We start from the raw sequence: 26365 nt of genomic DNA on the forward strand, positions 1-26365 counted from the left end.
TGGGGATCGATCCTCTTCGGCATACTGTCCATCCTTCCGGACTCAAACAGTAGCGGCATCAAACCCGGGCCGGTTCAGGGTGTGTCATGGGTGGTTTCGGCCGCCCCAGCCGTGTTGGATGCGGGTTATAGGCCAGAAACGGGGTTATAGGCCAGAAACGTGGTGCTGGTTCGGGTGTGTCATGGGTTCTGCCCACATCTGAGGGGCCGTTGGAACCCTCTACAACACTTCAGGCGTCGTTAGAGCCTTTTTCGGCGACCGGGAGGGTTCTTACAGTGCACCAGGTGGGTCGGAGGGTTCTCGCGGCCCCCGGGATGTGGGTGACGCTGCCCGAGGAGGCGAGGAGGCGAGGAGGCGAGGAGGCGAGGAGGCGAGGAGCCGGCGTCGTCGGCTGGATGTACGATTTTCGGTCGGTTCATAGACTGATGGCATGATCTTTCGCGTTTCCGACCTCACCTCCGATGACCTCGAGGCGCTCACCGGCCTGATCATGGACGACGACGGGTACTCCATGCGCGTGTTCGGGCGGCCACCCAAGGCCGACGCCGCTCGAGACGTTCTCCACGCTCGGCCACCTAGTCTTGGCCCCGAGTCCAAGATCACCCTGGGGTTGTGGGACGATGACCGACTTATTGGGGTGGCAGATGCTGTGCGCGACTACCCGCAAGCACATGTCATGTACGTGGGTCTGCTTCAGGTGGCCCCCGACAGCCACGGCAAGGGGGCCGGGCGAGCCCTTCATGATGCTCTGGTGGACCAGGCACGGAACTCTTCCGGGATCGCCACACTCCGGCTGTCGATCGTGGCGACCAATGCGGAGGCCGCGGAAGGGTTTTGGCGCCGGCTCGGATACGAACCCACGCGTGAGGCCAAGGAATGGGTGCGTGAGGACGGCGTGATCACCACCGCCCACATCTATGAAAAGGCGGTGTGACTCGACCCGGCCATGATCAAACCGCTACGAAGATTCCGTACCAGTCGGCACCAGTTCGTCGATCAAGTGCTCGACCCGTGCCCGGATCTCATCACGAATGGGCCGGACGGCGTTGATGCCCTGACCTGCGGGATCGTCGAGCTGCCAGTCCTCATAGCGTTTGCCGGGGAAGATCGGGCAGGCATCTCCGCAGCCCATGGTGATGACCACGTCGGACTCCTTGACGGCTTCCGTGGTGAGGATTTTCGGCTGAGCCGCGCTCATGTCGATGCCTTCTTCCGCCATGGCGTCGACGGCAACAGGATTGACCGAATCTCCCGGTGCTGATCCGGCGGAGCGAACCTCCACTCTGCCTTGAGAGAGGTGTGACAGGTACGCGGCCGCCATCTGGGAGCGACCCGCGTTGTGGACGCACACGAACAGGACGCTGGGTTTCGAGGATTCAGTGCTCACGATCCCGAGATTACGGATCACATCGACACTCGTCAATGTAAGATGGACGAATGACCGCCACATCAGAGCCCTTGGACGTCGCCTCCTCTGCGTGCTGCACACCCACCCCGGAGAGCAGCGAATGCTGCTCGCTGTCCCAGGGCGTTTTGAGCGCCCAGGATGCTCAGCGAGTGGCCGGGGTGCTCAAGGCGCTCGCGGATCCCATGCGTTTGCGGCTGCTGTCCCACATGGCGGCGCAGGGTTGCGACAGCGTGTGCTCGTGCAACTTCACGGATGAGCTGGGCATCAGCCAGCCCACGGTCAGTCACCACATGAAAAAACTCGTGGACGCGGGGTTGATCACGCGCGAGCAACGGGGGAAATGGGCGCATTACAGTGTGGTCCCGCAAGCGTTTGCGGAGGTTCGCACGCTGCTCGACCTGCGCTGAGCCACGGTGCGTGGCGTTTCCCGTGATACGCCGCGCAAGCGCCTGAACACTGGCACAATGGCGGCGTGAGCACCGAAAACGCATCTGCCACTCCGCTGATCGAAGCGCTTGAGCAGACCCGAGACCTGTTGAGCTCCACCACGTTGCCCCTCGCCACGGCCAGTGCGCCGCAGCAGCGCGAGACCGTCGGCCGGGCCGTTGCCCAGCTTGACGACTACGTGCTGCCGCGCGTTCGTTCCCTGGACGCCCCGCTGCTCGCGGTGGTCGGCGGCTCCACCGGCGCGGGTAAATCCACGCTGGTCAACGCACTCGTGGGGCATCCGGTGACCCGTTCCGGTGCCATCCGCCCCACCACGCGCCGACCGCTCCTGATCCATCATCCCAACGACGCCGCTGCGTTCACTTCCCAGCGCGTCCTCCCGCACCTGGCGCGCGTCCGCGGCAAGCTCATGGATCCCACCGTCACGGCTCCTGCCCCCAACGACGGTGATCGTCCGGTCGAGGACACCGGCTCCCTGGTGTTGCTCGCTGACGAGAAGATCCCGCAGGGCCTCGCGGTGCTCGATGCTCCGGACGTCGACTCCGTCTCGGACGACAACCGGGCGCTTGCCGCTCAACTGCTCTCCGCGGCTGACCTGTGGCTGTTCGTCACGACCGCCAATCGCTATGCGGATGCGGTGCCGTGGCAATTGCTGCGCAATGCGGCCGGCCGCGACATCACCGTGGCCGTGGTGCTGGATCGTGTGCAGGCGGCGTCGGCGGTGGAAATCCAGGATGACCTGCGCCGGATGCTGAACCAGGAAGGCCTGTCGCACGCGCCCATTTTCGTGGTGGAGGAATCTCCGCTCAACGAACTGGGCATGCTGCCGCCACACGTGGTGGCACCGTTGCGGGGCTGGCTCGAAGAGCTCGGGGCCGACGCCCAAGCACGCTCGGATATTGCCGCGCGCACCCTGGGTGGAGCCGTGCGCGAACTCGCGGACACCACCGATCGCACCGCGGACGCGGTGGAGGGCCAACAGCGCACGGAGGATCATTTGCGCCGTGAGGTGACCACCGCCTTCGATGATGCGCTGGAGGCCATTATCGACTCGACCCGTGACGGCACTCTGCTGCGCGGGGAGGTGCTCGCGCGCTGGCAGGACTTCGTGGGAACCGGCGAGTTCTTCCGCAACCTGGAGGCCGGGATCGGGCGGGTGCGCGACCGGATCACCGCGTTCTTCAAGGGCGAGCCCGCCCCGGAGGTTCAGGTCGAAGAAGCCATTGAAACCGGACTCCAGGCGGTGATCGTCGAGCATACGGCCCGGGCATCGGAGCTGGCCGAGCGGCGCTGGCGTGATGAAACCTCGGGGCAGGTTTTGCTTGCGGGTCGCGACTTGTCCGCACTGCCGGAGAACTATCCCGAGACCGCGGCCGAACACATCCGTGCGTGGCAGTCGGATGTCATGCTCATGATCCAGCAAGAAGGTGCGGGTAAGCGCACGCAGGCCCGTGCCATGTCCCTGGGCGTCAACGCGCTGGCCGTGATCCTGATGATCGGCGTGTTCTCCATGACGGGTGGCCTCACGGGCCTGGAAGTCGGCATTGCCGGTGGCTCCGGCGTGGTCGGCACCAAGCTGCTCGAGGCGGTTTTCGGCGAGGACGCCGTACGACGCATGAGCCAGAAGGCCCGCGAGAACCTGGAAACCCGCATCAAGCACCTGTTGGATCAGCGGGCCAAAGCGTTCCTGGACCGCGTGGACGAACTGGGCGAACACCCCACCGCGGGCGAGTTGCGCTCCGCTGCCCAGCACATTCGCACGGCCGGTGAAGCCCTGTGAAACTTCGCAACAAACAACCCGAGATCACACTGTCCGACCGGATCAAGGGTCTCGCGGAAGCCACGGAATTGGCCGGGGGTCGCCTCGATCAGGATGCCGTGACGGCAGCCCGTGACGCACTGGATCGTGCGGGGGAGCGGCGGGCCCTGTCCGCCGATCACACCGTGGTCGGTTTCTTCGGGGCCACCGGTTCCGGCAAATCCACGCTGTTCAACGCGGTGGTTGGACAGGAGTTGGCGCGCACCGCTGCGCGCCGACCGACGACCTCTCAACCGCTCGCCGCCATTTGGGGTGACGAGGGTAGCGAAGCCCTGCTCGACTGGTTGGACGTCAGCGATCGCCACGTCGTGGGGCCGGCGCTGAGCATCAGCACCGGTAAGGGTCGCAAGGCCAGCACCACGAGTGGCGGACTGGTCCTGCTGGATCTGCCCGACTTCGACTCGGTCACTCGAGAACATCGGGAGATCGTGGACCGCATGGTCGGCCTGGTCGATGTGGTCGTCTGGGTGGTCGACCCGCAGAAGTACGCGGACGCCGTACTGCACCAGGATTTCGTGCAACCGCTGTCCCGCCACGGAGCGGTGACCATGGTGGTGCTCAACCAAGCCGACCGTTTGGCGCCGTCGGACCTGCCCAATGTGTTGGCCTCGCTGCGAGAACTGCTCGCCCAGGACGGACTGCCCACCTCGGGGCCCAGCACCCCGGTGGCCGTGTCCGCACTGGCCGGTGACGGTGTTCCCGAATTGCGTGAGCGCATCCACGGGATCGCCGCGCACCGGGCGGCCGCGGGACAGCGGCTCGAAGCGGACGTGGTTCACGCCGGGCAAATGCTCGCGGAAGCAGCCGGTGAAGGCGATCCGCGTGGCATCACGCGCGAGGCGAGTGAGCGTTTAACCGCGGGCCTCGTTCGGGCCGCCGGCGTGGACCTCATTGCCGACGCCGCCGCACGCTCCTATCGCTTGCGCGCGGGCAAACACACCGGCTGGATCGCCACGCGCTGGCTCGCGAAGTTCCGCAAGGACCCGCTCAAGCGGCTGCACATCGAAAGCCATGACAAGGGCTCGGACCCCTCGGTCCACCGCACCTCACTGCCTCCCATGAACGCCGCGCAGAAGGCCGCAGCGGATTCGGCGGTCCGTAACTACGCGGACGCCGTGTCCGAGGGCGCCGGGGCACCGTGGCGACGCAGCGTGCGCGTGGCCGCCCGCTCCCACGAATCGCGTCTTCCGGATGCGCTCGACCAGGCTGTGGCCCGCACCAAGTTCTCCGCACGCTCCGCGTCCTGGTGGTGGATCATTTTCGACGTGCTGCAGTGGATTGCGATGGCGATGACCGTTCTGGGACTGCTCTGGCTGCTGGGCCTGTTCGCCGCCGAATATTTCCAGATTCCGCTGCCCCCGCCACCCACGGTCGAAGGCTTCCCGCTTCCGGTGCCCACGCTCATGGTCATCACGGGCGTGGTGGTTGCGATCTTCTTGGCCATCACGGGCGGGGTGGTCGCCTCGATCGCCTCCCGCATGCGGGCCTCCCGACTACGACGCCGCCTGGGCGAGTCGGTGCGCGAGACCGCGCGCGAGCTCGTGGAGACCCCGGTGGAACGCGAACTCGAAGCGCATCGCCGCTTTGGAGACTCACTGGCCACGACCACGAGTCCCGTGGCCTAGGTGCTCATCGGAGAGGGGGACCGAGGCAGTCACTCGTCTCCGCCGTGCACTGGCCTGGTGTTCTCTGGAGGCTCTCCGACCTCGTGGACGGCATGGCCATTGCTGGCCGTCTTGGTGTCGCTTGCCCGTTCGATGCGTGATACGGCGAACCATCGCATCGCGTCGCGCAAACGGCACCACCCGACCAGGTACCACCTCCCACTCGCCGAAGCGAACAGCACCGGCTCGACGTCACGAATCGTCGTGTTGCCGTCTCGTGATGTGTAGCGGATACGAATCACCCGTTGCTCGGCCATCGCCTCCTCCACCGCTGACCTGACGGCGCGAGAGGAGGCGGGAAGCGCGTCGACCCAGATTCGGTTGGCCAGCTCGTATGCATGCGCTCGGGTCCTGGAGTCGAGGACGTCCATGATCTTCCGGATGCCGGCCGCAGCCAGATCCGCGTAGGGAGCGTCGGGCGCGGCAGACACAGCCGCCATGAGCGCCACGGCCTGAGACGAGGACAGGGTGACGGGAGGCAGCGACCCGCTTTTGGCCAGCCCATACCCACCGCCCGGGCCCGGACGAGACCAGATCGGCTCACCACTGTTCTCCAGGGCACTGAGGTCTCGTTTGACAGTCCGCACCGACACCTCGAACTCTCGCGCCAACCGCTCAGCGGTGACGCCCCGCGCGCCGCTGCGACGCAACATCTCGGACAGGGCATGAAGACGTTCGGATCGCCTCACAGCTCAGGCCTTGGCCAATTCATGCCATAAATAGTGACACACTCTTGTCCATCTGGGCTGGGAGGGTAGCCACATGACAACTACTAAGAGCAGTCCAACCATCGTTCTCATCGCCGGCCATTGGCTGGGAGCGTGGGCATGGGACGAAACCCTTGAACACCTCGAAGCCGCCGACATTCGTGCAGTCGCGATGACTCTGCCTGGTCTCGACGGAGACGACAACAACCGTGCGGCTAAGACTCTCGAGGACCAAGCAGCAGCGATCCGGGACGTCATCACTCGGCGAGGCGATCAGCCTGCGATTCTCGTCGCTCACAGCGGCGCCAACGCCCCCGTCAGCCTCGTCCTTGACCGGCACCCCGAGCTCGTCGCCCGGGTGATGTGGGTTGATTCCGGCCCCGTGGCGGACGGCACCGTCTTTGCCCCTGACTTCCCGGCTGAGCTCGATGAGCTACCTCTGCCGTCGTTCGATGCCCTCGGACAGCAGGCGAGTCTCGAAGGCTTGAGCGCCGAGGCCCTTGAGCGATTCCGGACGAGGGCTGTCCCGGAGCCTGCCTCAGTGCTCCGTCAACCCGTCGAGCTGGTGAACGAGTCCCGCCACGGCGTCCCCACGACCTTAGTGTGCTGCTCAATCTCGGGCGAGCAGGTAACGGAACTGGTCCAGGCAGGTCACCCCATGTTTGCCGAGGTCGCGAATCTCGAACACGTCGACATCATCGACCTCCCCACGGGACACTGGCCCATGTGGAGCCGACCGCGCGACCTCGCCGAAATCATCCGATCCGCGGCATCGCAGACCAGCTGAATTGCACTCGCGACCTGATGGGACCAGCCGATTCGGCTGGTCCCTTTTCGTTTCGAGGCCGAGCGCCGCGGTGAACTCGAGGGGCGGCTGCACTATGACAACCATCACCACCGCGATACTGCCTGCGAGAATCTGCCGCCGTACTCACGATTGACCAAAGCGTCCGGTGAGTACACCTAGGCGGCGCTCACCCGCACCGCCTCGGTTAGCTGACGGGCGGCCTGCACGACTACTTCCGCGTGCTTCTGTCCAGGCTGCTTGGACAGCCGTTCAATGGGACCGGAAATCGACACGGCCGCGATGACCCGCCCGGAAGGCCCGCGCACCGGCGCCGAGACCGAGGCGATGCCCGGCTCGCGCTCGCCGATCGACTGGGCCCAGCCGCGGCGTCGTACGCCGGCCAAGGTGGTGGCCGAGAAGCGAGCGTGCGCGAGGCCCTCGATCAATCGGGCGTGGTCCTCCCATGCGATCAGAACCTGCGCGGCGGAACCGGCCTTCATGGACAGTTGAGTGCCCACAGGAATCGTGTCGCGCAGGCCGATGGGGCGTTCGGCGGAGGCCACGCACACGCGCCATTCACCCTGACGACGGAACACCTGCGACGACTCCCCGGTGGCATCGCGCAGTTGGAGCAACACCGGTGCCGAGGCGGAGATGAGACGGTCCTCGCCCGCGGCCGATGCAAGCTCGACGACGCGCGAGCCCAGGACGAACCGGCCTTGGACATCACGTCCGACGAATCGGTGATGGGCCAAGGCCACCGCCAGTCGATGCACGGTGGGGCGGGCCAGACCCGTGGCCTCCACGAGATCCGCGAGCGAAGCGGGTCCGGCTTCGAGCGCGTCCAGAATGAGAGACGCCTTGTCGATGACACCCACCCCCGACGGCGAGAAGGACGACTCCACGGGCATGCCCGCACCCGTGCCCCGTCCGCCGAGCGGAGTTCCGAGGAGTGCGCCGGTGGGATCCATCGCATCAAGATTGTCCATGCTCTAAGACTGCCGTCTCACAATGCGAGAAGCAAGCGAGTACACTGGAACTGCTCGGCGTGTCCCGTGGACCATAGAGAAAACACGGTGCCGAGCGATCCACGCGAGGTACCCCGCGACCGGTTCACCGGCGCAGCCATGATCAGGAGAGGTTTAGATGTCAGAAACCACCGGAGCCCGCACCACTGCGCAGGATTCCAGCGCCACTCCGCGCACGCTCGCCGAGAAGGTCTGGACGGATCACCTGGTGCGCCAGGGCGAGAACGGCCAGCCCGACCTGATCTACATCGATCTTCACCTCGTCCACGAGGTCACCAGCCCCCAGGCCTTCGAGGGTCTGCGCCTGGCCGGCCGTGGCCTGCGTCGCCCCGATCTGACGATTGCAACCGAGGACCACAACACGCCCACCGAAGATATTTTCTCGACCATCAAGGACGAGACTTCCCGCAAGCAGATCGACACCCTGCGTGCCAACTGTGAAGAATTCGGTGTTCGACTGCACTCCCTGGGAGACGCGGAACAGGGCATCGTGCACGTGGTGGGACCGCAGCTGGGTCTGACCCAACCGGGCATGACCGTGGTGTGCGGTGACTCCCACACCTCGACCCACGGTGCGTTCGGCGCGCTGGCTTTCGGTATCGGCACCTCCGAGGTCGAGCACGTCATGGCCACCCAGACTCTGTCGTTGGCTCCGTTCAAGACCATGGCCATCACGGTGGAAGGCACGCTCAAGCCGGGCGTGACCTCCAAGGACATCATCCTGGCGGTGATTGCCAAGATCGGCACCGGTGGTGGTCAGGGTTACGTGCTGGAATTCCGGGGCTCGGCCATTCGGTCGCTGTCGATGGAAGCCCGCATGACCATTTGCAACATGTCGATCGAGGCCGGTGCCCGCGCGGGCATGATCGCTCCGGACCAGACCACGTTCGATTACGTCCAGGGCCGACCGCATGCGCCGCAGGGCGAGGACTGGGATGCCGCGGTCGAGTACTGGAAGACCCTGCACACCGATGAGGGCGCCGAGTTCGACAACGAGGTGTTCATCGACGCGGACGAGCTGGAACCGTTCGTCACGTGGGGCACCAACCCCGGCCAGGGTGTGCCGCTGTCCGAGCCCGTGCCCAACCCGGAGGACGCGGGGGACGACAACGCCAAGGACGCCGCCCGCCGCGCCCTGGAGTACATGGGCCTGGAAGCCGGGACTCCGATGAAGGAGATCCCCGTGGACACCGTATTCCTGGGGTCGTGCACCAACTCACGCATCGAGGACCTGCGGATCGCCGCGGACATTGTGAAGGGCCGGACCAAGGCCGAGAACGTGCGCATGATGGTGGTCCCCGGTTCCGCCAAGGTCCGCTTGCAGGCCGAGGCCGAGGGCCTGGATCAGGTGTTCAGGGACTTCGGTGCGGACTGGCGCTTTGCTGGTTGCTCCATGTGCCTGGGCATGAACCCGGATCAGCTGGCACCGGGGGAGCGCTGCGCCTCGACCTCCAACCGCAACTTCGAAGGACGCCAGGGTAAGGGTGGTCGCACCCACTTGGTCTCGCCCGTGGTCGCCGCCGCGACCGCCGTGCGCGGAACCCTCAGCGCGCCGTCGGACCTGGAATCCGTGCCCGCCGTCTAAATCGATTCTCGGCGCCCGGCCGGACCGGCAGGCGGCCCAGTAACTGTAGTAAGGACCTCACCATGGAGAAATTCATTACCCACCGCGGCACGGGTGTGCCGCTCAAGCAGTCGAACGTGGACACGGACCAGATCATCCCGGCCGTCTACCTCAAGCGCATCACCAAGACCGGCTTCGACGACGCGCTCTTCGCCGGTTGGCGGAAGAACCCTGACTTCGTGCTCAGCCAGGACGTCTACAAGGACGGTTCCGTGCTGGTCGCTGGGTCTGACTTCGGCACGGGTTCCTCCCGTGAGCACGCCGTGTGGGCGCTGCGCGACTACGGCTTCAACGTGGTGATTTCCTCCCGTTTCGCCGACATTTTCCGCGGTAACTCCGGCAAGCAGGGTCTGCTGGCGGCGCAGGTGGACCAGTCGGACGTGGAACTGCTGTGGAAGCTCATGGACGAACAGCCCGGCATCGAGATCGAGGTGGACCTCGAGTCCAAAACCATCACGTGCGACACCGTCACGGTCCCGTTCCAGATCGACGACTACACCCGGTGGCGTCTGATGGAAGGACTGGATGACATTGGTCTCACTCTTCAGCATGACGAAGACGTCAAGGCCTACGAAGACGGCCGACCGGCGTTCAAGCCCGTCACGCTCCCGGCAAAAAGCTGAGAACTCAGTGCGCTGATAAGTCTGTCGACTCGTTAGAATAGCCAGGTTCCGTACTGCGCTATGCGATGGAATGTTAGCTTCCCCCGAGATCGGTAGGTCATGAGTTCTTTACGAATCACCGGCGGAGTTCCGCTGTCAGGTCAGGTAACCGTCCGCGGAGCCAAGAACCTGGTTCCCAAGGCCATGGTCGCTGCGCTGCTCGGTTCCACACCGTCAGTTCTCGGCAACGTCCCCGAGATCAAGGACGTGTCCGTGGTGACCAACCTCCTTGGTCTGCACGGGGTCTCGGTCACTCGTGATGGCGCCGACGGCGTTCTCACCCTCGATCCGTCCAACGTCACCCAGGCGCGCCACGCGGACATCGACGCGCACGCGGGGGATTCTCGAATCCCGATCCTTTTGTGCGGCCCGCTGCTGCACGCGTTGGGTGAGGCGTTCATTCCCGACCTGGGTGGCTGCCGCATCGGTGACCGACCCATCAACTACCACCTGGAAGTGCTGCGCAACTTCGGTGCGCGTGTCGAGAAGCTGGAATCCGGCATCCGCATGAGTGCACCACACGGGTTGCAGGGCGCCAAGATCGATCTGCCCTACCCGTCCGTGGGCGCCACCGAACAGGTCCTGCTCACCGCGACCCGCGCCGAGGGTCACACCGAACTGCGGGGGGCCGCGACCGAACCCGAGATCATGGACCTGATCGCCATTCTGCAGAAGATGGGCGCGATCATCACGGTCCAGACCGACCGCGTGATCCGCATCGAGGGTGTTCCTGAGCTGCGCGGCTACAAGCACCGTGCCCTGCCGGACCGTATCGAGGCGGCGTCGTGGGGTTCCGCGGCACTGTCCACCGGCGGTGACATCTTTGTGGCCGGGGCCAAGCAGGCGGACATGATGGCCTTCCTCAACACCTACCGCAAGCTCGGTGGCGGCCTGGACATACAGGACGAGGGCATCCGCTTCTACCACCCGGGTGGCGATCTGAACCCGCTCATCGTGGAAACCAACGTGCACCCCGGATTCATGACCGACTGGCAGCAGCCCCTGGTGGTCGCTCTGACCCAGGCCAAGGGCGTGTCGATCGTGCACGAGACGGTCTACGAGAATCGTTTCGGTTTCACCCGCGCGCTCAACCGCATGGGTGCCGGAATCCAACTGCACCGCGAGTGCCTGGGGTCCGTGCCGTGCCGCTTCGGTCAACGCAACTTCCTGCACTCCGCCGTAATTTCCGGCCCCACGCCTCTGAAGGCCACGGACATCAACATCCCCGACTTGCGCGGTGGCTTCTCGCACCTGATCGCGGCCATGGCGGCGGACGGCGTTTCACACGTGACCGGTATCGAACTGATCAAACGAGGCTACGAGCACTTCACCGATAAGCTGGCGGGACTGGGCGCGGACTTCGATCTCGAAGAACGCTGAGCACCTGTCGGCCCAGCGAGTGTCTGTCACGAGCGGTGTAGGGAGAGAATGCTCGAGTGAGTAGAACGTCGCAGCGGTCCACGTACCGGGTCTTGGCGGGGATCGCCATTCCCCTCTACCGTTTGGTCGCCAAGATCTCCTGGAGGGGGACCGAGAACTTTCCGGACTCCGGGGGGTTCGTGGTCGCGGCCAATCACCTCACCGAGATCGACCCCATCACGGTGGCGTACCCGGTCTACAAGTCGGGCATCATGCCCAGGTTTCTGGCCAAGGAGTCCTTGTTCCGGGTCCCCGTCATTGGTCGGCTGCTCACCCACATCCGCATGGTTCCCGTGTATCGCGGGACCACGCGCGCCAAGGATTCGTTGGAAGCCGCGTTCATTGAGCTCAATGACGGTGGTGCCATCCTGGTGTATCCGGAAGGCACCGTGACTCGTGACCCCCGCATGTGGCCCATGCGCGCCCACACGGGAGCGTCGCGGCTGTCGCTGCAGGGCCAAGTTCCCGTGGTGCCCATGGCCCACTGGGGCGACCAGGAGGTGCTGTACCGGGACCCGCAGGGGAAACGGACCTTCAACCTGTTCCCGCCCAAGAAGGTCCGCGTGCTCATTGGGGAACCCCTCCTTCCGCAGGACCTCATGCGTCCCGGGAAACACTCCACGGATCAACCCACCGCGGATGACCTCAATTACGCGACCACCGTGATCATGGATCGCATCACCGATCTCCTGGCCGAGTTGCGTGCTGAAGTAGCGCCCGCGGACCGCTTCAACCCTCGCGTTCGCAAGGAATCCCGATGAACGCCTCTGCCGGCCGCCCGATCGACCGCGAGGCACCCCCGGAAGCCGCCGCGGCGTCGTCGTTGATCGCCCTGGCCGAGGAACCCAACGGGCCGAGCAAAGTCGCCGTGCTGGGCGCGGGTTCGTGGGGCACCACGTTCGCCAAGGTCCTCGCCGACGCCGCTCGCGACGCCGGTGCCGAACGCACCGTCCACTTGTGGGGCCGCAATCCCGAATCGATGGAGCGGATCCGCGAGACCGGCCGCAACGAGCGCTACGTGCCCGACATCCATCTGCCGAACCAGATTCATTTCTCCTCCGATCTGCGCGACACCCTGAGGGGGGCGCGTTTGGTCGTGGCCGCGATCCCGGCGCAGTCACTGCGCGCGCAACTGGCTGCGGTGGCCGAGCTGATCGACCCGGACGCTGTGGTGTTGTCACTGGCCAAGGGCCTGGAATCCGCGACCGGACTGCGCATGACCGAGGTGATTGCGCAGGCTCTGGCCGAGCACACCGAGAGCAGTCATGACGATTGGGCGCGCCGCTCGTGCGTGCTCTCGGGTCCGAACCTGGCCATGGAAATCGCGCGGGAAGAGCCCACCGCATCCGTGGTGGCGGCCCCGGAACTGACCACCGCCGCGTGGGTGGCCCGTTGCTGCGCCGCCCCGTACTTCCGTCCGTACACGAATACCGATGTCACCGGCACAGAGATCGGCGGCCTGGTGAAGAACGTGATCGCCCTGTGCGTCGGCATCTGTGACGGCCGCGGCTACGGCGACAATTCCAAGGCCTCCGTGATGACCCGTGGGCTGGCCGAAACCACCCGCCTGGCCCTGGCGCTGGGCGGTGACCTGACCACGCTGTCCGGGCTGTCCGGCATGGGAGACCTGGTCGCCACGTGTTCGTCTTCGCTGTCCAGGAACCACACGGCGGGTAAGCTGCTGGGTTCGGGACTGAGTATCGCTCAGGTCCAGGACGCCATGACCCAAACCGCGGAGGCCATCAGGTCGGCCCCCGCCGTGTTGGCTCTGGCCCAAGAACACGACGTGGAAATGCCCATCACGGAGGCTGTGGTGGGTGTGCTGCGCGGCGACATTCCGGTAGATCAGCTGGCACCCAAGCTGCTCGGCCGCGATCTCAAATCCGAAGGGAACAGCGCATGATGAACAGTGCGGACAACGCTCAAGCGACCGCGGAGGGGGCCGGTTCGGCCACGAAACCCTGCGTCGCCGTGGTGTTCGGGGGCCGTTCCTCCGAGCACTCGGTGTCCTTGATCACCGCGCGTTCGGTGCTGCGTGCCATTAACCGCGACCGGTGGGACGTGGTGAGCGTGGGCATCTCCACGGACGGCGCCTGGTTCCTGTACTCCCAGGACGAGTTGGAAGCACTTCTGGATCATCAGCCCCTGGCCACGTTGCCCGTGGGTGATCAGCGCGTCACCTTGCCGCTGCAGGTGGGGGAGAACGAGCTACTCGTCCACGACCTCAATTCCGAAGGCGGCACCATCACCCGGGGCCGCCACATCGACGCCGTGTTCCCGCTGCTGCACGGGCCCTTCGGTGAGGACGGAACCCTGCAGGGTCTGTTGGAGTTGGCCGACCTGCCGTACGTGGGCTGCGGTGTCTCGGCCTCTGCCATTGGCATGGACAAGCACTTCATGAAGGTCGCCTTCGAGGCCGCCGGACTGGAGGTCGGCCCGTACACGGTGGTGCACAACCGCGACTGGCTGACCAACTCGGAGCAGGTCCGGGAGAACGTGGCCGCGCTCGGGTTCCCGGTGTTCGTCAAACCCGCCCGCGCGGGTTCATCGTTCGGAATCACCCGCGTCGACAGGGCAGAGGACCTCGACGTCGCCATCGAGACAGCCCGCGAGCACGACCTCAAGCTCGTGATCGAGGCGGGGATCGAGGGCCGCGAAATCGAGTGTGCCGTGCTGGGCGGCCATGAGTGGTCCGCGCCGCGCGCGTCCCTGCCCGGCGAGATCGAGGTCCAGGGCCACGACTTCTACGACTTCGAGGCCAAGTACGTCGAGGACGACGGCGCTCGGCTGTCCTGCCCCGCGAATCTCCCGGGCGACGTGATCGAGACTCTGCGGGAGAAGGCCGTTCAGGCGTTCGATGCCATCGACGGTGAAGGTCTGTCGCGCTGCGATTTCTTCGTGACGCCCGATCACGGGGTGGTTATCAACGAGATCAACACGATGCCCGGCTTCACGCCCATTTCCATGTACCCGCGGATGTGGGCGGCGTCCGGACTGGAGTACCCGGACCTGATCGACGAGCTGATTTCGCTGGCTCTCGAACGTCCCGTGGGACTGCGCTAACTAGTCGTCGATTCGAACACCCCCTGGCCCGACTCGGGTTAGGGGGTGTTCTGCAAGTCCAGAGTGTCGGAGACGGACAGGCACGTGCTCTCCTGCGGGATCTGTGCCACGGCGCTGCCGGCCTCCACGATTGCGGTGGATGAGGGGACGCGACCGGTGTCGAAGAGCATTTCCACCGCGGGGGAGCGACCGTAACTGACGGCTCGCCACTGGTTTTCCTGGCCCTCGACCTCGGAGATGAGCCAGTCGACGCCGTTGACGTTGGTGCACGGGTCGGTGGTGGGTGCGGGCGGTTCCACACCGCAGCGCACGATCACGCCCGAGGGTTCGCCGTAGGCGGTGGTGCCCTGGCTCGTGGTGGCCCGCTGATCCAGGTCACCCATGGTCTCGGGCATGGCCAGCATGGCGGACGCGCACGCGGGGTCCGTATTGTGCGGTGCGCCTTCGACCGAGACGGGGGAGCCGCAACCGGTGAGCAACAATCCGCTCAGTGCCATGGTCGCCAGGGCCGCGCGGCGGGTGGAGATGTGGAGTCCGTGAGATCCGTCCTGGGAGCGCGCGCGGGAGAAGAACATGACCTCCACTGTAGACGTGCTGACCGGGTGGCTTCTGCGAACCAGGGTGTGCCGCTCGTTACGCTGAACCCATGACCGTTTCCCCCACACCGACCCCCGCAGCCACGGTGGAGCAGGTCTCCGAATCCGAGCTGCTGTCAGTGTTCCTGCCGCTGTCCAAAACCGCGTCCTCGTATGTCGAGGTGGGGCCTGGGGACGATTGCGCTGTGGTGGCGGTTCCGCAAGGGCGAGTCGTCATCACGACCGACACACAAGTGGTTGACCAGGATTTCCGGGTGCGCTGGCCCAACGGCTACGAAACCACGGGAGCGGATACCGCCCACAAATGCGCGGCGCAAAACCTTGCGGACATCGCCGCGATGGGCGCGGTTCCAACCTCCATGGTCGTGTCGATGACCTTGCCCGGGAACACCCCGGTGCAGTGGGTGCAGGACTTCGCCACCGGGCTGGCAGAAGCGTTCGACAGACTCGGTGCCACCGATTGTGCCCTGGTGGGCGGTGATTTGGGTCGCGGCCGTGAGTTGTCCGTGACCGCAACGGTGCTGGGCGTCATGGAGGATGGAAACCCAGTGCTGCGGTCGGGGGCCGGTGCCGGTGGGACGTTGGTGCACGTCGGCGCTCTCGGACTTGCTGCCGCGGGGCTCAGCGCTCTGGAGGCCCCGCCCGGCAGCGGCTGGGACCGGGTACCCGAGCACAATCGACGAGAACTCGAGCGCGCACAGTTGCGTCCCCTTGCACCGATTCTTACTGGGCCGAAAGCTGCCCGCGCCGGCGTGAGCGCCATGATCGACATCTCGGACGGACTGTTACGTGATGCGGGCCGTGTGGCGCGAGCGAGCGGCGTCGTCGTCGACCTGGACCCGGCTGCCCTGGAAGAGGCCGTGGCGCAGCTGGCGGAGGCCGGCAATGCCGCCGGTGTGGACCCGTGGCGCTGGGTGCTGACCGGGGGAGAGGACCACGGTTTGCTCGCTGTGCTTCCGCCCGGTGTTCAGGTTCCCCCGGGGATGCGTGCGATAGGCTCGTGTGCGCCCGCAGACCGCCGACCGGCGGATATCGGGGACACCGCCGTCACCATTGCCGGGCAGGATCCGGGCCAATGGCTCGGCTACGACGTGGGTGAAGGATGGGATCATTTTGAGCCATAAAGGAGGCTCTACGGTATCGGCCGTGCGCGATTGGTTGGACTGCGCGCACCGTGCTCTGGTCGAGCACACGGACGTCCTCAATGATCTCAATGTCTTTCCCGTGGCCGATTCCGATACCGGCGTCAATCTCAGCACCACGGTGGGCTACGCGACCGAGGCGGCCCAGCTGATCGAGGGCAACGACATTGGCGAGCTGCTGCAGCATGCCGGCCGTGCCGCCCTGGAACAGGCTCGAGGGAACTCCGGTGTGCTCGTGGCCCTGACGCTCACCGCCATGGGAACATCCCTCGAAGGTTCCACGCGCATGACGGCCGGTGAACTCCGAGATGCGTTTTCCGCCGCGCAGGTGCGTTGTTGGTCGGCACTCACCGATCCGGTGGACGGCACGTTGATTTCCGTCCTTGAGGCCGTGAGCAAGGTGTCTCTCCCGGAGAATTCCCAGGACGGCTCCAACCAACAACTCTCCGACTGGATGGACCTGGTCATCGCCCGCGGCAGCCACGCCGTGATCGAGACCGTGGACCAACTTCCGGTACTGCACGAACGCGGCACCGTGGATTCGGGTGCGCTCGGCATGTTGATCGTACTGGTCGAACTCAGGGCGGCCCTGACCGGTGACCTGACCCGGCACAATCCGGTCCCGGACATCATTCGCGACTACTCCGACCACACCGGGCACAAGGACAAACACGATTCCGTTGGCTTCGAGGTCATGTGCACGGTGGAGCTTTCCGCCCTGGACGCCGCCGAACTGCGCCACGAACTGGACAGTGCCGGGGACAGCGTCTTGGTCAGTGCAGTGAGTGAAACGGACAACGGCTACACGTGGCGCGTGCACGTGCACGTGGAAGATCCCGAGGAAGCACTGGAACTCATGCGCGCACGCGGCCAGGCGGTCAACGTGAGCGTGACGTCACTCGGTTCTGACGAGCCCCAGGTTTCTCCGTGACCACCGCGGCTCAGCCGGTCTCGGCCTTCGCCGGACTTCTGTACCAGCCACTGACCCGTTACATCCCGGGTAATTCCCCCACGAGCACGGTCAAGCTGCTCGAGAAGGATCTGGGCGTCACCACGGTGGGCGAGTTATTGGACTACGCGCCGCGCCGCTACATCCGTCGCGGCCACCTGCAACTGCTGGGCGACCTGGTCGCCGGGGAGCGCACGTCGTTCGTGGCCCGCGTGGAATCTTCGTCCACGCGGCGCATGCAGCGAGATCCGCGCCGCAGCCTGACGGACGTGATCGTTTCGGACGGCACCGGAGCCAGCCTCAAGATCACGTTCTTCAACGCGTACACGGCGCAAAAGGAACTGCCCGTGGGCACGCACGCCCTGTTCACCGGAAAACCCGAGCTCTACCGCGGGAACCTGTCCATGACGGGTGCAGACTACGCGGTGGTGGACACCCCGGACTCCGTCACGGACTTCACGTCCCAGTCCGGCGAGGTCTATCCGATCCCGGTGTATCCGGAGAGCGGCAAGCTCACCACCCCGCGCATCACGCGCGCCGTCCAGCAACTGCTGCTGACCGCGGATCTGGACTCACTGACCGATCCGATCCCGCACCACATCCTGGAACGCGAAAAACTCGTTGGCCTCGCACAGGCTTATCGTGACCTGCACCGCCCGGAGTCAGTGGACGCGTTCCAAAAGGCACAGGAGCGGTTCCGCTACCAAGAGGCCTTCGTACTCCAAACGGAACTCGCGCGGCGTCGTCATGAACACGCATCCCAACCCGTCGAGGAGCGCCCCGCCCGCGCGGACGGCCTGCTGTCCCGCTACGACGCCGCCCTGCCGTTCACCCTGACGGACGGCCAGCGAACGGTGGGCGAGCAGATCCAGGCCGAGCTGGCAGGCACCGCGCCCATGAACCGGCTGCTCCAGGGCGACGTGGGTTCCGGTAAGACCGTGGTGGCCCTGCGTGCGATGCTGCAGATCGTGGACACTGGCGGACAGGCGGCCATGCTGGCGCCCACCGAGGTGCTCGCCCAGCAGCACTACGACAAGATCGTGGCCTCACTCGGCCCTCTCGCCCGACCCGATCAGCTGGACGGCGATCCGGACGGCACCAAGGTCGTGTTGCTGACCGGCTCACTGCCCACCGCGGCCAAACGCGCCGCGTTGTTGGACATCGCGAGCGGTGCTGCCGGCATCGTGGTGGGCACACACGCGCTGATTCAGGAGAAGGTCCAGTTCGCCGATCTCGGCCTGGCGGTCGTGGACGAACAGCACCGTTTTGGCGTGGAACAGCGCGACGCCCTGCGTGACAAGGCAGGACACACGCCCCACACCCTGGTCATGACCGCGACGCCCATCCCGCGCACGGTGGCCATGACGGTCTTCGGCGACCTGGACGTCAGCACCCTGCGCGAGCTGCCCGGCGGCCGCCGCCCCATCCACACGCACGTGGTGGGCCTGGCCGAACACGGTCCCTCCTGGGAACGGCGCGTGTGGGCGCTCGCGGGCGAGCACATTTCGCGCGGCCGTCAGGTCTACGTGGTGGCGCCCAAGATCGGCGACGACGCCGCCCTCCCGCCCTTCGATTCCCTGCGAGACTCGTTGCTCGCGGCCCAGGAACAAGGCGCTGACGGGGACGGCCCCGAGCCGGCCACGGTCCAGTGGCTCGAGCGCCTGATCAGTGCGCAACCGGAGCTGCGGGATGCTCGGATCGCCGTGCTGCATGGCCGACAGGATCCGCTCGTGAAGACCGAAACGATGAACCGGTTCGCGGCTGGTGAGATCGACGTGCTGATCTCCACCACCGTAATTGAAGTGGGCGTGGACGTTGCCAACGCGTCACTCATGATCATGGTGGATCCCGAGCGGTTCGGAATTTCCCAGTTGCATCAGCTGCGCGGACGCATCGGCCGTGGCGAGCACGAAAGCACGTGCTTGTTGGTCACGCGCAGCCGTCCGGATCATCCGGGCCGGGAACGACTGGCCGCGGTCGCCTCCACCACGGACGGTTTCGAACTTGCAGAAGTGGACCTCAAACTGCGCCGCGAAGGCAACATCCTGGGGGCCTCGCAATCCGGGCGGAAGTCCGGCCTGCGCTGGATCAGCGCGCTACGCGATGAAGCCCTGGTCACCCGTGCCCGAGAGGACGCCGAAGTCGTCATTTCCGAAGACCCGCAATTGGCCCAGCACACAGAACTGCTCGCTGCCATCGGACGAGTGGTGGACGAGAACAGCCAAGCATTTTTGGAGCGCGGATGACACGCATCATTTCCGGGACCGCGGGCGGACTGCGCATCAAGTCAGTGCCCGGTTCGGCCACCCGCCCCACGACCGATCGCGTCAAGGAATCGCTGTTCGCACGCTTGGAGGCGTGGGGCATGTGCGAAGACTCCCGCGTGCTCGACCTCTTCGCCGGTTCCGGAGCCCTCGGTCTGGAGGCCGCGAGCCGGGGAGCACGAGAGGTGACCCTGGTGGAAAAGGCGGCCGGAGCGGCGTCGGTGTGCCGAGCGAACGCGCAAGTGCTTGCCGGTGCCCGACCGGATATCGAGATCACCACGGTGCAGTCCCCGGTGGCCACCTTTCTGGCCCGGCAGGGAAATCATCGTTGGGATCTGGTGTTGGTCGATCCGCCGTACCCGCTGCCCAACGAGGACCTGACCGCGCTACTGGCGCGACTGGTGGGGCACCTCGGCCCGGGGGCGGTCATTGTGGTGGAACGCTCCGCGCGCACCGAGGAACCGGTGTGGCCGGAGGGGCTGCAGCGGTTTGAACGCAGCGCCCACGGCGAGACCGTCCTGTGGTACGTGGAGGAGACCCCAAGTGAGGAGTCCGCCGCCGAGCATCCCGAGGACGCGGAATCCGCTTAGAGGCCGGTTGAGCAGTGCTCGTGGGGCGGAGGGTTCTCGTTTCCGAGCTTCCTCAGGGCTACATGGTTCTGGACCTCAGAGCGACAACGTGAGATCGGCCATCGCCTTGCGCAGCACGTCGGTGCGCTTGCAGAAAGCCAAACGAAGCCAGTCCGTGTAGAGATCCCGGTTGGCTTCACCCACGAACGCGGAGACGGGAATCCCGACCACGCCGGCGTTCTCGGCCCAGTGCTCGCCCAACTCACGGGCGTTACTCACGCCCGCCAGGGGGTAAAGATCGCTCACGTCGGTCACGGCGAAGAACGTGCCCTGCGGTTCCGGCGGGTTCAGCCCGGCCTCGCGCAGGCCGTTGATCAGGACGTCGCGGCGCGCGCGGTAATTGTCCAGCAGGTGCTCGTAGAACTCGGGCGGGAAGCCGACGGCCTCCGCAACGGCGTGCTGCAGGGGAGCGGCGGCGCTGTGGGACATGTAGGACTTCACCGCGGTCACGCCGCGGATCAGGTGCTCCGGACCGCTGACCCAGCCCACGCGCCAACCCGTGGCGGAGAACGTCTTGCCCGCCGATGACACGGTCAGGGTGCGCTCGAAGGCACCGGGCAGGGTGGCGATCGGGATGTGTTGCCCGTTGAAGCGCAAGTGTTCGTAGACCTCGTCGGTGACGATCACGGCGTCGAACTCGGTGGCCAACTCGACCAGCTGCGTGAGGAACTCGCGCGACGCCACGGTGCCCGTGGGGTTGTGCGGATCGTTGAGGATCACGGCGCGGGTGCGGGGCGAGAAGGCGGCGCGAACGTCGTCGGGATCGGGTGTGAACGCGGGCGGCAGCAGCGGAACCGGGACCGCCGTGGCGCCGGCGAAACGGACCACCGCGCCGTAGAGGTCGTAGTGGGGTTCGAACACGACCACCTCGTCTCCGGGCTCCAGGAAGGACAACAGGCTGGCCGTTAGTCCCTCGGTGGCACCGGCACTGACGATGATCTGGGACTCGGTGTCCAGCTCCTGGGCATAGAAGTGACGCTGGTGCTCGGCAATGGCGGTACGGAGCGCCGGGATGCCCTTGATGGGCGCGTACTGGTTGTGGCCGGCGGCCAGCGCCTCGGAGGCGGCGTCGACCATGCGTTCGGGTGCGGGGAAATCCGGGAAGCCCTGGCCAAGGTTCACGGCACCGGTGCGTTGGGCCAGCGCCGTCATTTCCTCGAAGACCGTGGAACGCAGCTGTCCGGACGCATCCAGGAGTCCGCCGCCGGCGGCCATGCGCTGCCAGGGTGTTTCGGCCGAGCCGGTGGTGGGGGACTGGGAACCAGAGGTGTGCGCTGTCATGGACTCAGTCTAGGGAAGGCACCTCGCCTGGCCGAGCTGCGCCGTCACGATTGCTGTGCGGCACGATGGCCGGGCGGTGGGGCTGCGGCGGGGCTGGTTGGTGCGCGAGCGCCGTCGGTGTGCTTCCGGCGGTTAGGGTGGAGGAATGCGACGCGCAATCTGCCCCGGCTCCTTCGACCCGATCCACCTGGGCCACGTGGCCGTGATCCGCCGCGCTTGTCGGCTCTTCGACGAGGTGATCGTGGCGGTGTCCACGAACCCCAACAAGAAGCACCGGTTCGACGAGCAAACGCGACTGCGGCTCGTGCGCGAGGTCTTCGCGGATGAACCGTCGGTGGTCGTGGAGCCGCTGGAATCCGGTTTGATCGCAGATTATGCAGCGAGCCGTAAGGCCGTGGCGCTGGTCAAGGGGCTGCGCAACGGTGCGGACTACGACTACGAACTGCCCATGGCCACCATGAATCGCACCCTCACCGGCGTGGAGACCGTGTTCATCCCGGGGGAGCCGTCGCTGTTGCATTTATCCTCTACGCTCGTGATGGAAGTCCACGGCCTGGACGGGGACGTCAGCGGGTTCGTCTCGCCCCAGGTATTGGACGCCATCAAGGAACGCGACCGAGCGTCATAGCCGCGTTCCGCCCCACCATTCATCGGCTCGCACCGAGCTTCGTCAGTCACCGCCCAACTTGGCGACGACGTCGCTCGGCGGGCCCCGCGTGGCCCGTCACCTTGGGTGCGTGCTACCATGATCTGTCGGCCCATGTCGTCAGCCAGGAGTTTCGTGAATAACCGCAATAGTTCAGCCCTTACGCACAGCGTCCGGGATCTCGAACACCGTCCGGGGACCATGCGAAACCTGGAGATTGAGGTTCCCGCGCCAAAGGACTTTGGCACGGAGGTCATAGGTTCGCCAGAAGGCGCGCCCATGGATCTGCAGCTTCGACTCGAATCCGTGCACGACGGTATTCTGGTATCCGGAACCGTCATAGTCAGTATTCACGGTGAGTGCAGCAGATGTCTCGATCCGATTGACTATGATTTACCGGTCGACGTACAAGAACTTTTCGTGTTCGATGCCTCTCCCGAAGGTGACGAGGACATCGAGGACGAGCAAGTGTATGAAGTGCGGGACGAGGAAATCGATCTCGAACCCATGCTTCGGGACGCAGTGATCATTCAGCTGCCGTTCCAACCGGTGTGCCGGGCTGACTGCCCGGGTCTGTGTGCCCAGTGCGGTGCGCGACTCGAGAAAGACCCGGATCACCACCACGAAGTGCTTGACCCACGTTGGTCCGCTCTGGGAGGGCTGTTGAGCAGCACTGACCAGGGTTCTGACACTTCGGACCAGACAACCGAGACGAGAGAAGAGAGATAGCCGTGGCTGTTCCCAAGCGGAAACTTTCCCGTGCGAATACCCGGATGCGCCGCTCCCAGTGGAAGGCTAACGCCCCCAAACTGGTGAAGACTGTCGAAAACGGCAAGGTGAGCTACAGCCTGCCGCACCAGGCTAAGGTCGTTTCCGATTCCGCCGGTACCCCCTTGTTCTACGAATACAAGGGACGCAAGGTAGCTGACGCGTAAGCGTGACTACCATGCCGGATCCCGGTGCATTGCTTGAGCGTCTCGGTGTCGATATCGACACCGAGACGCTTCGCATTGCGCTGACACATCGCTCCTACGCGTACGAACACGAGGGCGAGAAGCACAACGAACGTCTCGAGTTCCTGGGGGACGCGGTCCTTCAGCTGGCTGTGACGGACGAAATCTTTCACCGCTACGGCGACTGGAGTGAGAGCCAACTGGCCAAACTCCGTGCCTCCGTGGTTTCCTCACGCACTCTCGCGGACATTGCACGGTCCCTGGACCTCGGTCCGCACATTCGCCTGGGCAAGGGGGAGATCCGAACTCGGGGCAGCGAAAAGCCCTCGATCCTCGCGGACACCATGGAAGCCCTGATCGGTGCCACTTACGAGTCCGCCGGTGACAAACCAGCCCGGAACTTGGTGCTCCGCCTCATCATTCCGCTACTCGAAGACTCCCACGTGCTCCATGAGGGCCGTGACTGGAAGACCGAGATCAGCGAGCTCGCCGCCCACCACGGGCTGGGCCCCGTCCGCTACGACGTCGCTGGCACCGGTCCCGATCACGCGCGCCACTTCGAGGCGTCGGTGTCCCTGAACGGCAAGGTCATGGGCCACGGCGAAGGTACCTCTAAGAAGGCCTCCGAACGCTCGGCCGCTGCTGCGGCTTGCCAGGCCATCTACGACCGTTACGGACGCAAGGCCTAAGAACGTGCCCGAACTTCCCGAGGTCGAAGTAGTACGACGCGGCGTGGCCAACTGGGTGGTCGGCCGCACCATCGAACACGTCACCGTCAACGATGAGCGCTCCCTGCGCCGTCATGTGGCCGGGCCCCAGGACTTCATGGACCGGGTGACCGGTCTGACCGTCACGGACGCCCAGCGCCGCGGAAAATTCCTGTGGCTGCCAGTTAGAACTTCTGACGAAACCGAAGCGTCCCGAGCGCTGCTCGTGCATCTGGGGATGAGCGGTCAGCTCTTGGTGGCCTCCAGCGGCCAGCCCGCACCCCGCCACGAGCGGTTGCGCTTCGAACTGTCTTCGGCTGTGTCCGACGAGACGGGGGAATCTCTGCCGGAGCAGCTACGCTTCGTGGATCAGCGTATCTTCGGCGGCATGCTCCTCGACCCGCTGGTGCCCAGCCCACAGGGCGGGGACCCAGTGCCCGAACATGCTGCCCACATCGCGCTGGACCCCTTGGACCCCGCCTTCGATCCAGCTGTCTTCCACGCTTCTCTGCGGCGCAAGAAGACCGGTATCAAGCGCGCCCTGCTGGACCAGGGACTGATCTCCGGGATCGGCAATATCTACGCGGACGAAACCCTGTGGGCGGCTCAGGTGCACTGGGCTACCCGCACGGAGACTATTAGCGCTGCCACAACCGAGCGGCTGGTCCAGGCGTGCAAGGACGTGATGCGTCGCGCCCTGGACGCGGGCGGGACGAGTTTTGATTCTCTCTACGTCAACGTGAACGGTGAGTCCGGGTACTTCGCTCGCTCACTGAATGCCTACGGGCGGGCGGGGGAACCGTGCGACAGGTGTGGCGCGCCCATCGAGCGGGTCAAGTTCATGAACAGGTCGAGTTACTTCTGCCCGGAGTGCCAGCGTCAACAATAGTTGAAGGTGGTATGAAAAAAGTGTGACGATAGTGCTCGCCATAACGTTCAGATAAGCCTGTTAGGCTCGCCATAGCGAAGGGGTGGCCACCATGAACGGATATCGGATCGAACGCGAGTTGACCGAGTTCGGACAGCATGTGCGTGGCTGGCGCATGGTGCTCGGTCTTACCGCGCAGCAGGTCGCCGAGCGCGCCGGAATAACACGGGACACCCTGCGGAAGATCGAGGCCGGAGACCCCGGTGTGGGATTCGGCAATGTTGCACAGGTGCTGCGCGCCCTCGGTGTTCTCGATCAGGTCGTCAATGCCATCGACCCGCTCGGCAGTGACATTGGTCGTCTGCGCGCCGGCAACCTATCGAAGAAGCGTGCACGATGACCACCGTCGAGGTTTTTATGGACCGAGACGGGGACCCGATCCTGGTGGGGCAGGCGCACTTCACTCGACACCGCAGTCAGATTTCCACAACGTTCCTCTATGATCCGACGTATTTGGTCCATGGCGGGACCAGTATCGACCCCGCGCTGCCCCTTGTCTCTGGGGCCCAACATCAGGTCGGTCTCGTGCGGGCCTTTGCCGATAGCGCACCCGATCGCTGGGGTAGGAATCTCATCGAGAAGGCGGAGCGCGTTCGTGCCCGCAGGGAGCACCGATCGCTGCGCAGGCTGGACGATTTGGACTTCCTCCTGGGGGTCAGCGACGACACCCGCCAGGGTGCCCTGCGGTACCGGATTGACGGCGACGGATCATTTGTCGGTGAGCCGTCGCGCGTTCCTCAACTGATCGCCCTCCCAGAGCTGCTGAGTGCCTCTGACCGGCTCTCATCGGAGGACGATCCCAGTGCGGCGGTGAAGCAACTGCTCGAGACCGGTACAACCGGCTTGGGAGGCGCACGGCCCAAGGCATCCGTGCGTCTCGAAGACGGTGCGCTGGCTATTGCCAAATTTCCTCACTCAAGTGACCGGTGGGATATGATGGCCTGGGAAATGACAGCGCTCGATTTGTTGGAAGCCGTCGGAATTCGAACGCCCGCTCGGCGTCTGACTGCGGTGGGGGATCGAAACGTGCTTATTCTGCGACGGTTCGACCGCACTGACCATGGGCACAGGATTGGGTACATCAGTGCCATGACGGCACTTGGTGCCAATGACGGCGATCATCGCGATTACGCAGAGATCGCCGAGGCCATCCGAGATCTTTCACTCTCCCCGAAGAGTGACCACCGAGAGCTCTTCGACCGCGTCGTTGCATCGGTTGTTCTGGGCAACACGGACGATCATCTCCGCAACCACGGTTTTCTTGCCGATCACGGGTCTTGGACGCTCAGCCCCGCCTTCGACGTGAACCCTAACCCTGACCCGTGGCGGCCACGCGCAACGTCGATCATGGGGGCCGAGGCGCTCACCGATGAAGCCGATGCATTGCTACCGCTGGCCGAAGAGTGTGGCATACGCGTTCACCAGGCCCGGGAGCGGATTAGAAGTATGTTGTTGGTGATGACCGACTGGCGCGATGTTGCACGTAGGCATGACATTCGCGAGCAGGAAATCGGAACAATGGAAGAGTCTATCGACTCGCGCATCGCCGCGGTGTCTGCGGCGATGCGCTGAGCCTGACTACAGGGCTGGATCCGGGGGTCCCGCCTGACGCTGGCCCTGGGGCCGCTCAACCAGCCCCGGT

At 65.2% G+C, this 26365-nt stretch carries 27 protein-coding genes and 1 pseudogene; 23 read left to right on the plus strand and 5 right to left on the minus strand.

Features of this window, described 5'->3' with window-relative positions; translation table 11 throughout:
- Positions 1-430 precede the first annotated feature (430 nt).
- Positions 431-934 carry a GNAT family N-acetyltransferase gene (locus EWV37_RS06210; RefSeq protein WP_129700496.1) on the plus strand — a complete coding sequence of 168 codons (504 nt, stop codon included), beginning with the start codon at positions 431-433 and terminating at the stop codon, positions 932-934.
- 24 nt (positions 935-958) lie between these two features.
- On the opposite strand, the gene EWV37_RS06215 is transcribed toward EWV37_RS06210, so the two are convergent.
- Entirely contained in the window at positions 959-1387 is a 429-nt protein-coding gene (locus EWV37_RS06215) for an arsenate reductase ArsC (protein ID WP_274543001.1), read from the minus strand.
- A 50-nt stretch (positions 1388-1437) separates the two neighbouring features.
- On the opposite strand from EWV37_RS06215, the gene EWV37_RS06220 reads away from it, so the two are divergent.
- The 3 genes from EWV37_RS06220 (at position 1438) to EWV37_RS06230 (ending at position 5299) form a co-directional block, all read left to right on the plus strand.
- Positions 1438-1815, plus strand: a complete 378-nt coding sequence (locus EWV37_RS06220) for an ArsR/SmtB family transcription factor (RefSeq protein WP_238663098.1) — start codon at positions 1438-1440, stop codon at positions 1813-1815.
- Between the two features lie 65 nt (positions 1816-1880).
- Positions 1881-3635, plus strand: a complete 1755-nt coding sequence (locus EWV37_RS06225) for a dynamin family protein (RefSeq protein WP_095797306.1) — start codon at positions 1881-1883, stop codon at positions 3633-3635.
- Positions 3632-5299, plus strand: a complete 1668-nt coding sequence (locus tag EWV37_RS06230) for a GTPase (protein ID WP_165189306.1) — start codon at positions 3632-3634, stop codon at positions 5297-5299. The genes EWV37_RS06225 and EWV37_RS06230 overlap by 4 nt, the downstream gene beginning before the upstream one ends.
- A gap of 29 nt (positions 5300-5328) precedes the next feature.
- On the opposite strand, the gene EWV37_RS06235 is transcribed toward EWV37_RS06230, so the two are convergent.
- Positions 5329-6027 (minus strand): helix-turn-helix transcriptional regulator, encoded by a 699-nt coding sequence (locus EWV37_RS06235; protein ID WP_129700500.1) that lies wholly within the window; start codon positions 6025-6027, stop codon positions 5329-5331.
- 73 nt (positions 6028-6100) lie between these two features.
- Here EWV37_RS06235 and EWV37_RS06240 point away from each other — a divergent pair, with 73 nt between their 5' ends.
- Both EWV37_RS06240 and EWV37_RS15670 read left to right on the plus strand, forming a co-directional pair.
- On the plus strand, positions 6101-6832 hold the full coding sequence (locus tag EWV37_RS06240) for an alpha/beta fold hydrolase (RefSeq protein ID WP_129700502.1): 732 nt from the start codon (positions 6101-6103) through the stop codon (positions 6830-6832).
- 54 nt (positions 6833-6886) lie between these two features.
- Positions 6887-7012: pseudogene (locus tag EWV37_RS15670) on the plus strand (IS481 family transposase); the annotation flags it as partial.
- Here EWV37_RS15670 and EWV37_RS06245 read toward each other — a convergent pair.
- The gene (locus EWV37_RS06245; RefSeq protein ID WP_158222947.1) at positions 7009-7743 is read right to left on the minus strand and encodes an IclR family transcriptional regulator; all 735 of its coding nucleotides are present in this window, start codon (positions 7741-7743) and stop codon (positions 7009-7011) included. The pseudogene EWV37_RS15670 and the gene EWV37_RS06245 sit on opposite strands and share 4 nt — an antisense overlap.
- A 235-nt stretch (positions 7744-7978) precedes the next feature.
- On the opposite strand from EWV37_RS06245, the gene leuC reads away from it, so the two are divergent.
- From leuC to EWV37_RS06275, 6 genes are all read left to right on the plus strand, one after another.
- A complete protein-coding gene (gene leuC, locus EWV37_RS06250; RefSeq protein WP_129700504.1) occupies positions 7979-9445 on the plus strand; it encodes a 3-isopropylmalate dehydratase large subunit in 1467 nt (488 codons plus the stop codon).
- A 62-nt stretch (positions 9446-9507) separates the two neighbouring features.
- The gene (gene leuD, locus EWV37_RS06255; RefSeq protein WP_129700506.1) at positions 9508-10107 is read left to right on the plus strand and encodes a 3-isopropylmalate dehydratase small subunit; all 600 of its coding nucleotides are present in this window, start codon (positions 9508-9510) and stop codon (positions 10105-10107) included.
- 99 nt (positions 10108-10206) lie between these two features.
- A complete protein-coding gene (gene murA, locus EWV37_RS06260; RefSeq protein ID WP_095798293.1) occupies positions 10207-11526 on the plus strand; it encodes a UDP-N-acetylglucosamine 1-carboxyvinyltransferase in 1320 nt (439 codons plus the stop codon).
- 56 nt (positions 11527-11582) lie between these two features.
- Positions 11583-12326: a lysophospholipid acyltransferase family protein gene (locus EWV37_RS06265; RefSeq protein WP_129700508.1), complete on the plus strand. Its 744-nt coding sequence runs from the start codon at positions 11583-11585 to the stop codon at positions 12324-12326.
- Entirely contained in the window at positions 12323-13468 is a 1146-nt protein-coding gene (locus EWV37_RS06270; RefSeq protein WP_129700510.1) for an NAD(P)H-dependent glycerol-3-phosphate dehydrogenase, read from the plus strand. Before EWV37_RS06265 ends, EWV37_RS06270 begins: the two co-directional genes overlap by 4 nt.
- Complete coding sequence (locus EWV37_RS06275; RefSeq protein WP_129700670.1) at positions 13468-14628, plus strand: D-alanine--D-alanine ligase family protein; 1161 nt, start codon at positions 13468-13470, stop codon at positions 14626-14628. The genes EWV37_RS06270 and EWV37_RS06275 overlap by 1 nt, the downstream gene beginning before the upstream one ends.
- Positions 14629-14666: 38 nt before the next feature.
- Here the strand turns inward: EWV37_RS06275 and EWV37_RS06280 are convergent, their stop codons facing one another.
- Positions 14667-15203, minus strand: a complete 537-nt coding sequence (locus EWV37_RS06280; RefSeq protein ID WP_095798290.1) for a DUF3515 domain-containing protein — start codon at positions 15201-15203, stop codon at positions 14667-14669.
- Positions 15204-15274: 71 nt separating this feature from the next.
- Here EWV37_RS06280 and thiL point away from each other — a divergent pair, with 71 nt between their 5' ends.
- The 4 genes from thiL to rsmD are packed head-to-tail and all read left to right on the plus strand — an operon-like array spanning position 15275 to position 20169.
- Positions 15275-16348 carry a thiamine-phosphate kinase gene (thiL, locus tag EWV37_RS06285; RefSeq protein WP_095798289.1) on the plus strand — a complete coding sequence of 358 codons (1074 nt, stop codon included), beginning with the start codon at positions 15275-15277 and terminating at the stop codon, positions 16346-16348.
- A 22-nt stretch (positions 16349-16370) separates the two neighbouring features.
- Entirely contained in the window at positions 16371-17297 is a 927-nt protein-coding gene (locus EWV37_RS06290; RefSeq protein ID WP_129700512.1) for a DAK2 domain-containing protein, read from the plus strand.
- Positions 17294-19561 (plus strand): ATP-dependent DNA helicase RecG, encoded by a 2268-nt coding sequence (locus tag EWV37_RS06295; RefSeq protein WP_193554303.1) that lies wholly within the window; start codon positions 17294-17296, stop codon positions 19559-19561. The genes EWV37_RS06290 and EWV37_RS06295 overlap by 4 nt, the downstream gene beginning before the upstream one ends.
- Entirely contained in the window at positions 19558-20169 is a 612-nt protein-coding gene (gene rsmD / locus EWV37_RS06300) for a 16S rRNA (guanine(966)-N(2))-methyltransferase RsmD (RefSeq protein WP_095798287.1), read from the plus strand. Before EWV37_RS06295 ends, rsmD begins: the two co-directional genes overlap by 4 nt.
- Before the next feature lie 75 nt (positions 20170-20244).
- Here rsmD and EWV37_RS06305 read toward each other — a convergent pair whose 3' ends face one another.
- Positions 20245-21489, minus strand: coding sequence for an aminotransferase class I/II-fold pyridoxal phosphate-dependent enzyme (locus EWV37_RS06305; RefSeq protein WP_095798286.1), 1245 nt, complete (start codon positions 21487-21489; stop codon positions 20245-20247).
- A gap of 145 nt (positions 21490-21634) precedes the next feature.
- Between EWV37_RS06305 and coaD the strand changes: the two genes are divergently transcribed.
- From coaD to EWV37_RS06340, 7 genes are all read left to right on the plus strand, one after another.
- Positions 21635-22117 (plus strand): pantetheine-phosphate adenylyltransferase, encoded by a 483-nt coding sequence (gene coaD / locus EWV37_RS06310; RefSeq protein WP_095798285.1) that lies wholly within the window; start codon positions 21635-21637, stop codon positions 22115-22117.
- Between the two features lie 153 nt (positions 22118-22270).
- The gene (locus EWV37_RS06315; protein WP_129700514.1) at positions 22271-22864 is read left to right on the plus strand and encodes a YceD family protein; all 594 of its coding nucleotides are present in this window, start codon (positions 22271-22273) and stop codon (positions 22862-22864) included.
- Positions 22865-22866: 2 nt separating this feature from the next.
- Positions 22867-23070, plus strand: coding sequence for a 50S ribosomal protein L32 (rpmF, locus tag EWV37_RS06320; RefSeq protein WP_031273047.1), 204 nt, complete (start codon positions 22867-22869; stop codon positions 23068-23070).
- A gap of 2 nt (positions 23071-23072) precedes the next feature.
- A complete protein-coding gene (rnc, locus tag EWV37_RS06325) occupies positions 23073-23777 on the plus strand; it encodes a ribonuclease III (RefSeq protein WP_095798283.1) in 705 nt (234 codons plus the stop codon).
- A 4-nt stretch (positions 23778-23781) separates the two neighbouring features.
- Positions 23782-24684: a bifunctional DNA-formamidopyrimidine glycosylase/DNA-(apurinic or apyrimidinic site) lyase gene (gene mutM / locus EWV37_RS06330; RefSeq protein WP_129700516.1), complete on the plus strand. Its 903-nt coding sequence runs from the start codon at positions 23782-23784 to the stop codon at positions 24682-24684.
- Between the two features lie 91 nt (positions 24685-24775).
- Positions 24776-25063 carry a helix-turn-helix domain-containing protein gene (locus EWV37_RS06335; protein WP_031273046.1) on the plus strand — a complete coding sequence of 96 codons (288 nt, stop codon included), beginning with the start codon at positions 24776-24778 and terminating at the stop codon, positions 25061-25063.
- Positions 25060-26295 (plus strand): type II toxin-antitoxin system HipA family toxin, encoded by a 1236-nt coding sequence (locus EWV37_RS06340; protein WP_129700518.1) that lies wholly within the window; start codon positions 25060-25062, stop codon positions 26293-26295. The genes EWV37_RS06335 and EWV37_RS06340 overlap by 4 nt, the downstream gene beginning before the upstream one ends.
- The last annotated feature ends 70 nt before the right edge of the window (positions 26296-26365 follow it).

This window comes from Kocuria carniphila, assembly GCF_004136555.1.
In the GTDB taxonomy this organism is placed as follows: Bacteria; Actinomycetota; Actinomycetes; order Actinomycetales; family Micrococcaceae; genus Kocuria; species Kocuria carniphila.

Excerpts from the sequence above, each read along its gene's own strand:
- EWV37_RS06275 (WP_129700670.1), top strand. The coding sequence starts at position 13,468 with ATGAACAGTGCGGACAACGCTCAAGCGACCGCGGAGGGGGCCGGTTCG.
- EWV37_RS06240 (WP_129700502.1), top strand. The coding sequence starts at position 6,101 with ATGACAACTACTAAGAGCAGTCCAACCATCGTTCTCATCGCCGGCCAT.
- EWV37_RS06280 (WP_095798290.1), bottom strand. The coding sequence starts at position 15,203 with ATGTTCTTCTCCCGCGCGCGCTCCCAGGACGGATCTCACGGACTCCAC.
- EWV37_RS06305 (WP_095798286.1), bottom strand. The coding sequence starts at position 21,489 with ATGACAGCGCACACCTCTGGTTCCCAGTCCCCCACCACCGGCTCGGCC.
- thiL (WP_095798289.1), top strand. The coding sequence starts at position 15,275 with ATGACCGTTTCCCCCACACCGACCCCCGCAGCCACGGTGGAGCAGGTC.
- EWV37_RS06340 (WP_129700518.1), top strand. The coding sequence starts at position 25,060 with ATGACCACCGTCGAGGTTTTTATGGACCGAGACGGGGACCCGATCCTG.
- murA (WP_095798293.1), top strand. The coding sequence starts at position 10,207 with ATGAGTTCTTTACGAATCACCGGCGGAGTTCCGCTGTCAGGTCAGGTA.
- EWV37_RS06245 (WP_158222947.1), bottom strand. The coding sequence starts at position 7,743 with ATGCCCGTGGAGTCGTCCTTCTCGCCGTCGGGGGTGGGTGTCATCGAC.
- EWV37_RS06270 (WP_129700510.1), top strand. The coding sequence starts at position 12,323 with ATGAACGCCTCTGCCGGCCGCCCGATCGACCGCGAGGCACCCCCGGAA.
- EWV37_RS06220 (WP_238663098.1), top strand. The coding sequence starts at position 1,438 with ATGACCGCCACATCAGAGCCCTTGGACGTCGCCTCCTCTGCGTGCTGC.
- leuD (WP_129700506.1), top strand. The coding sequence starts at position 9,508 with ATGGAGAAATTCATTACCCACCGCGGCACGGGTGTGCCGCTCAAGCAG.
- leuC (WP_129700504.1), top strand. The coding sequence starts at position 7,979 with ATGTCAGAAACCACCGGAGCCCGCACCACTGCGCAGGATTCCAGCGCC.
- rsmD (WP_095798287.1), top strand. The coding sequence starts at position 19,558 with ATGACACGCATCATTTCCGGGACCGCGGGCGGACTGCGCATCAAGTCA.
- EWV37_RS06335 (WP_031273046.1), top strand. The coding sequence starts at position 24,776 with ATGAACGGATATCGGATCGAACGCGAGTTGACCGAGTTCGGACAGCAT.
- EWV37_RS06210 (WP_129700496.1), top strand. The coding sequence starts at position 431 with ATGATCTTTCGCGTTTCCGACCTCACCTCCGATGACCTCGAGGCGCTC.
- coaD (WP_095798285.1), top strand. The coding sequence starts at position 21,635 with ATGCGACGCGCAATCTGCCCCGGCTCCTTCGACCCGATCCACCTGGGC.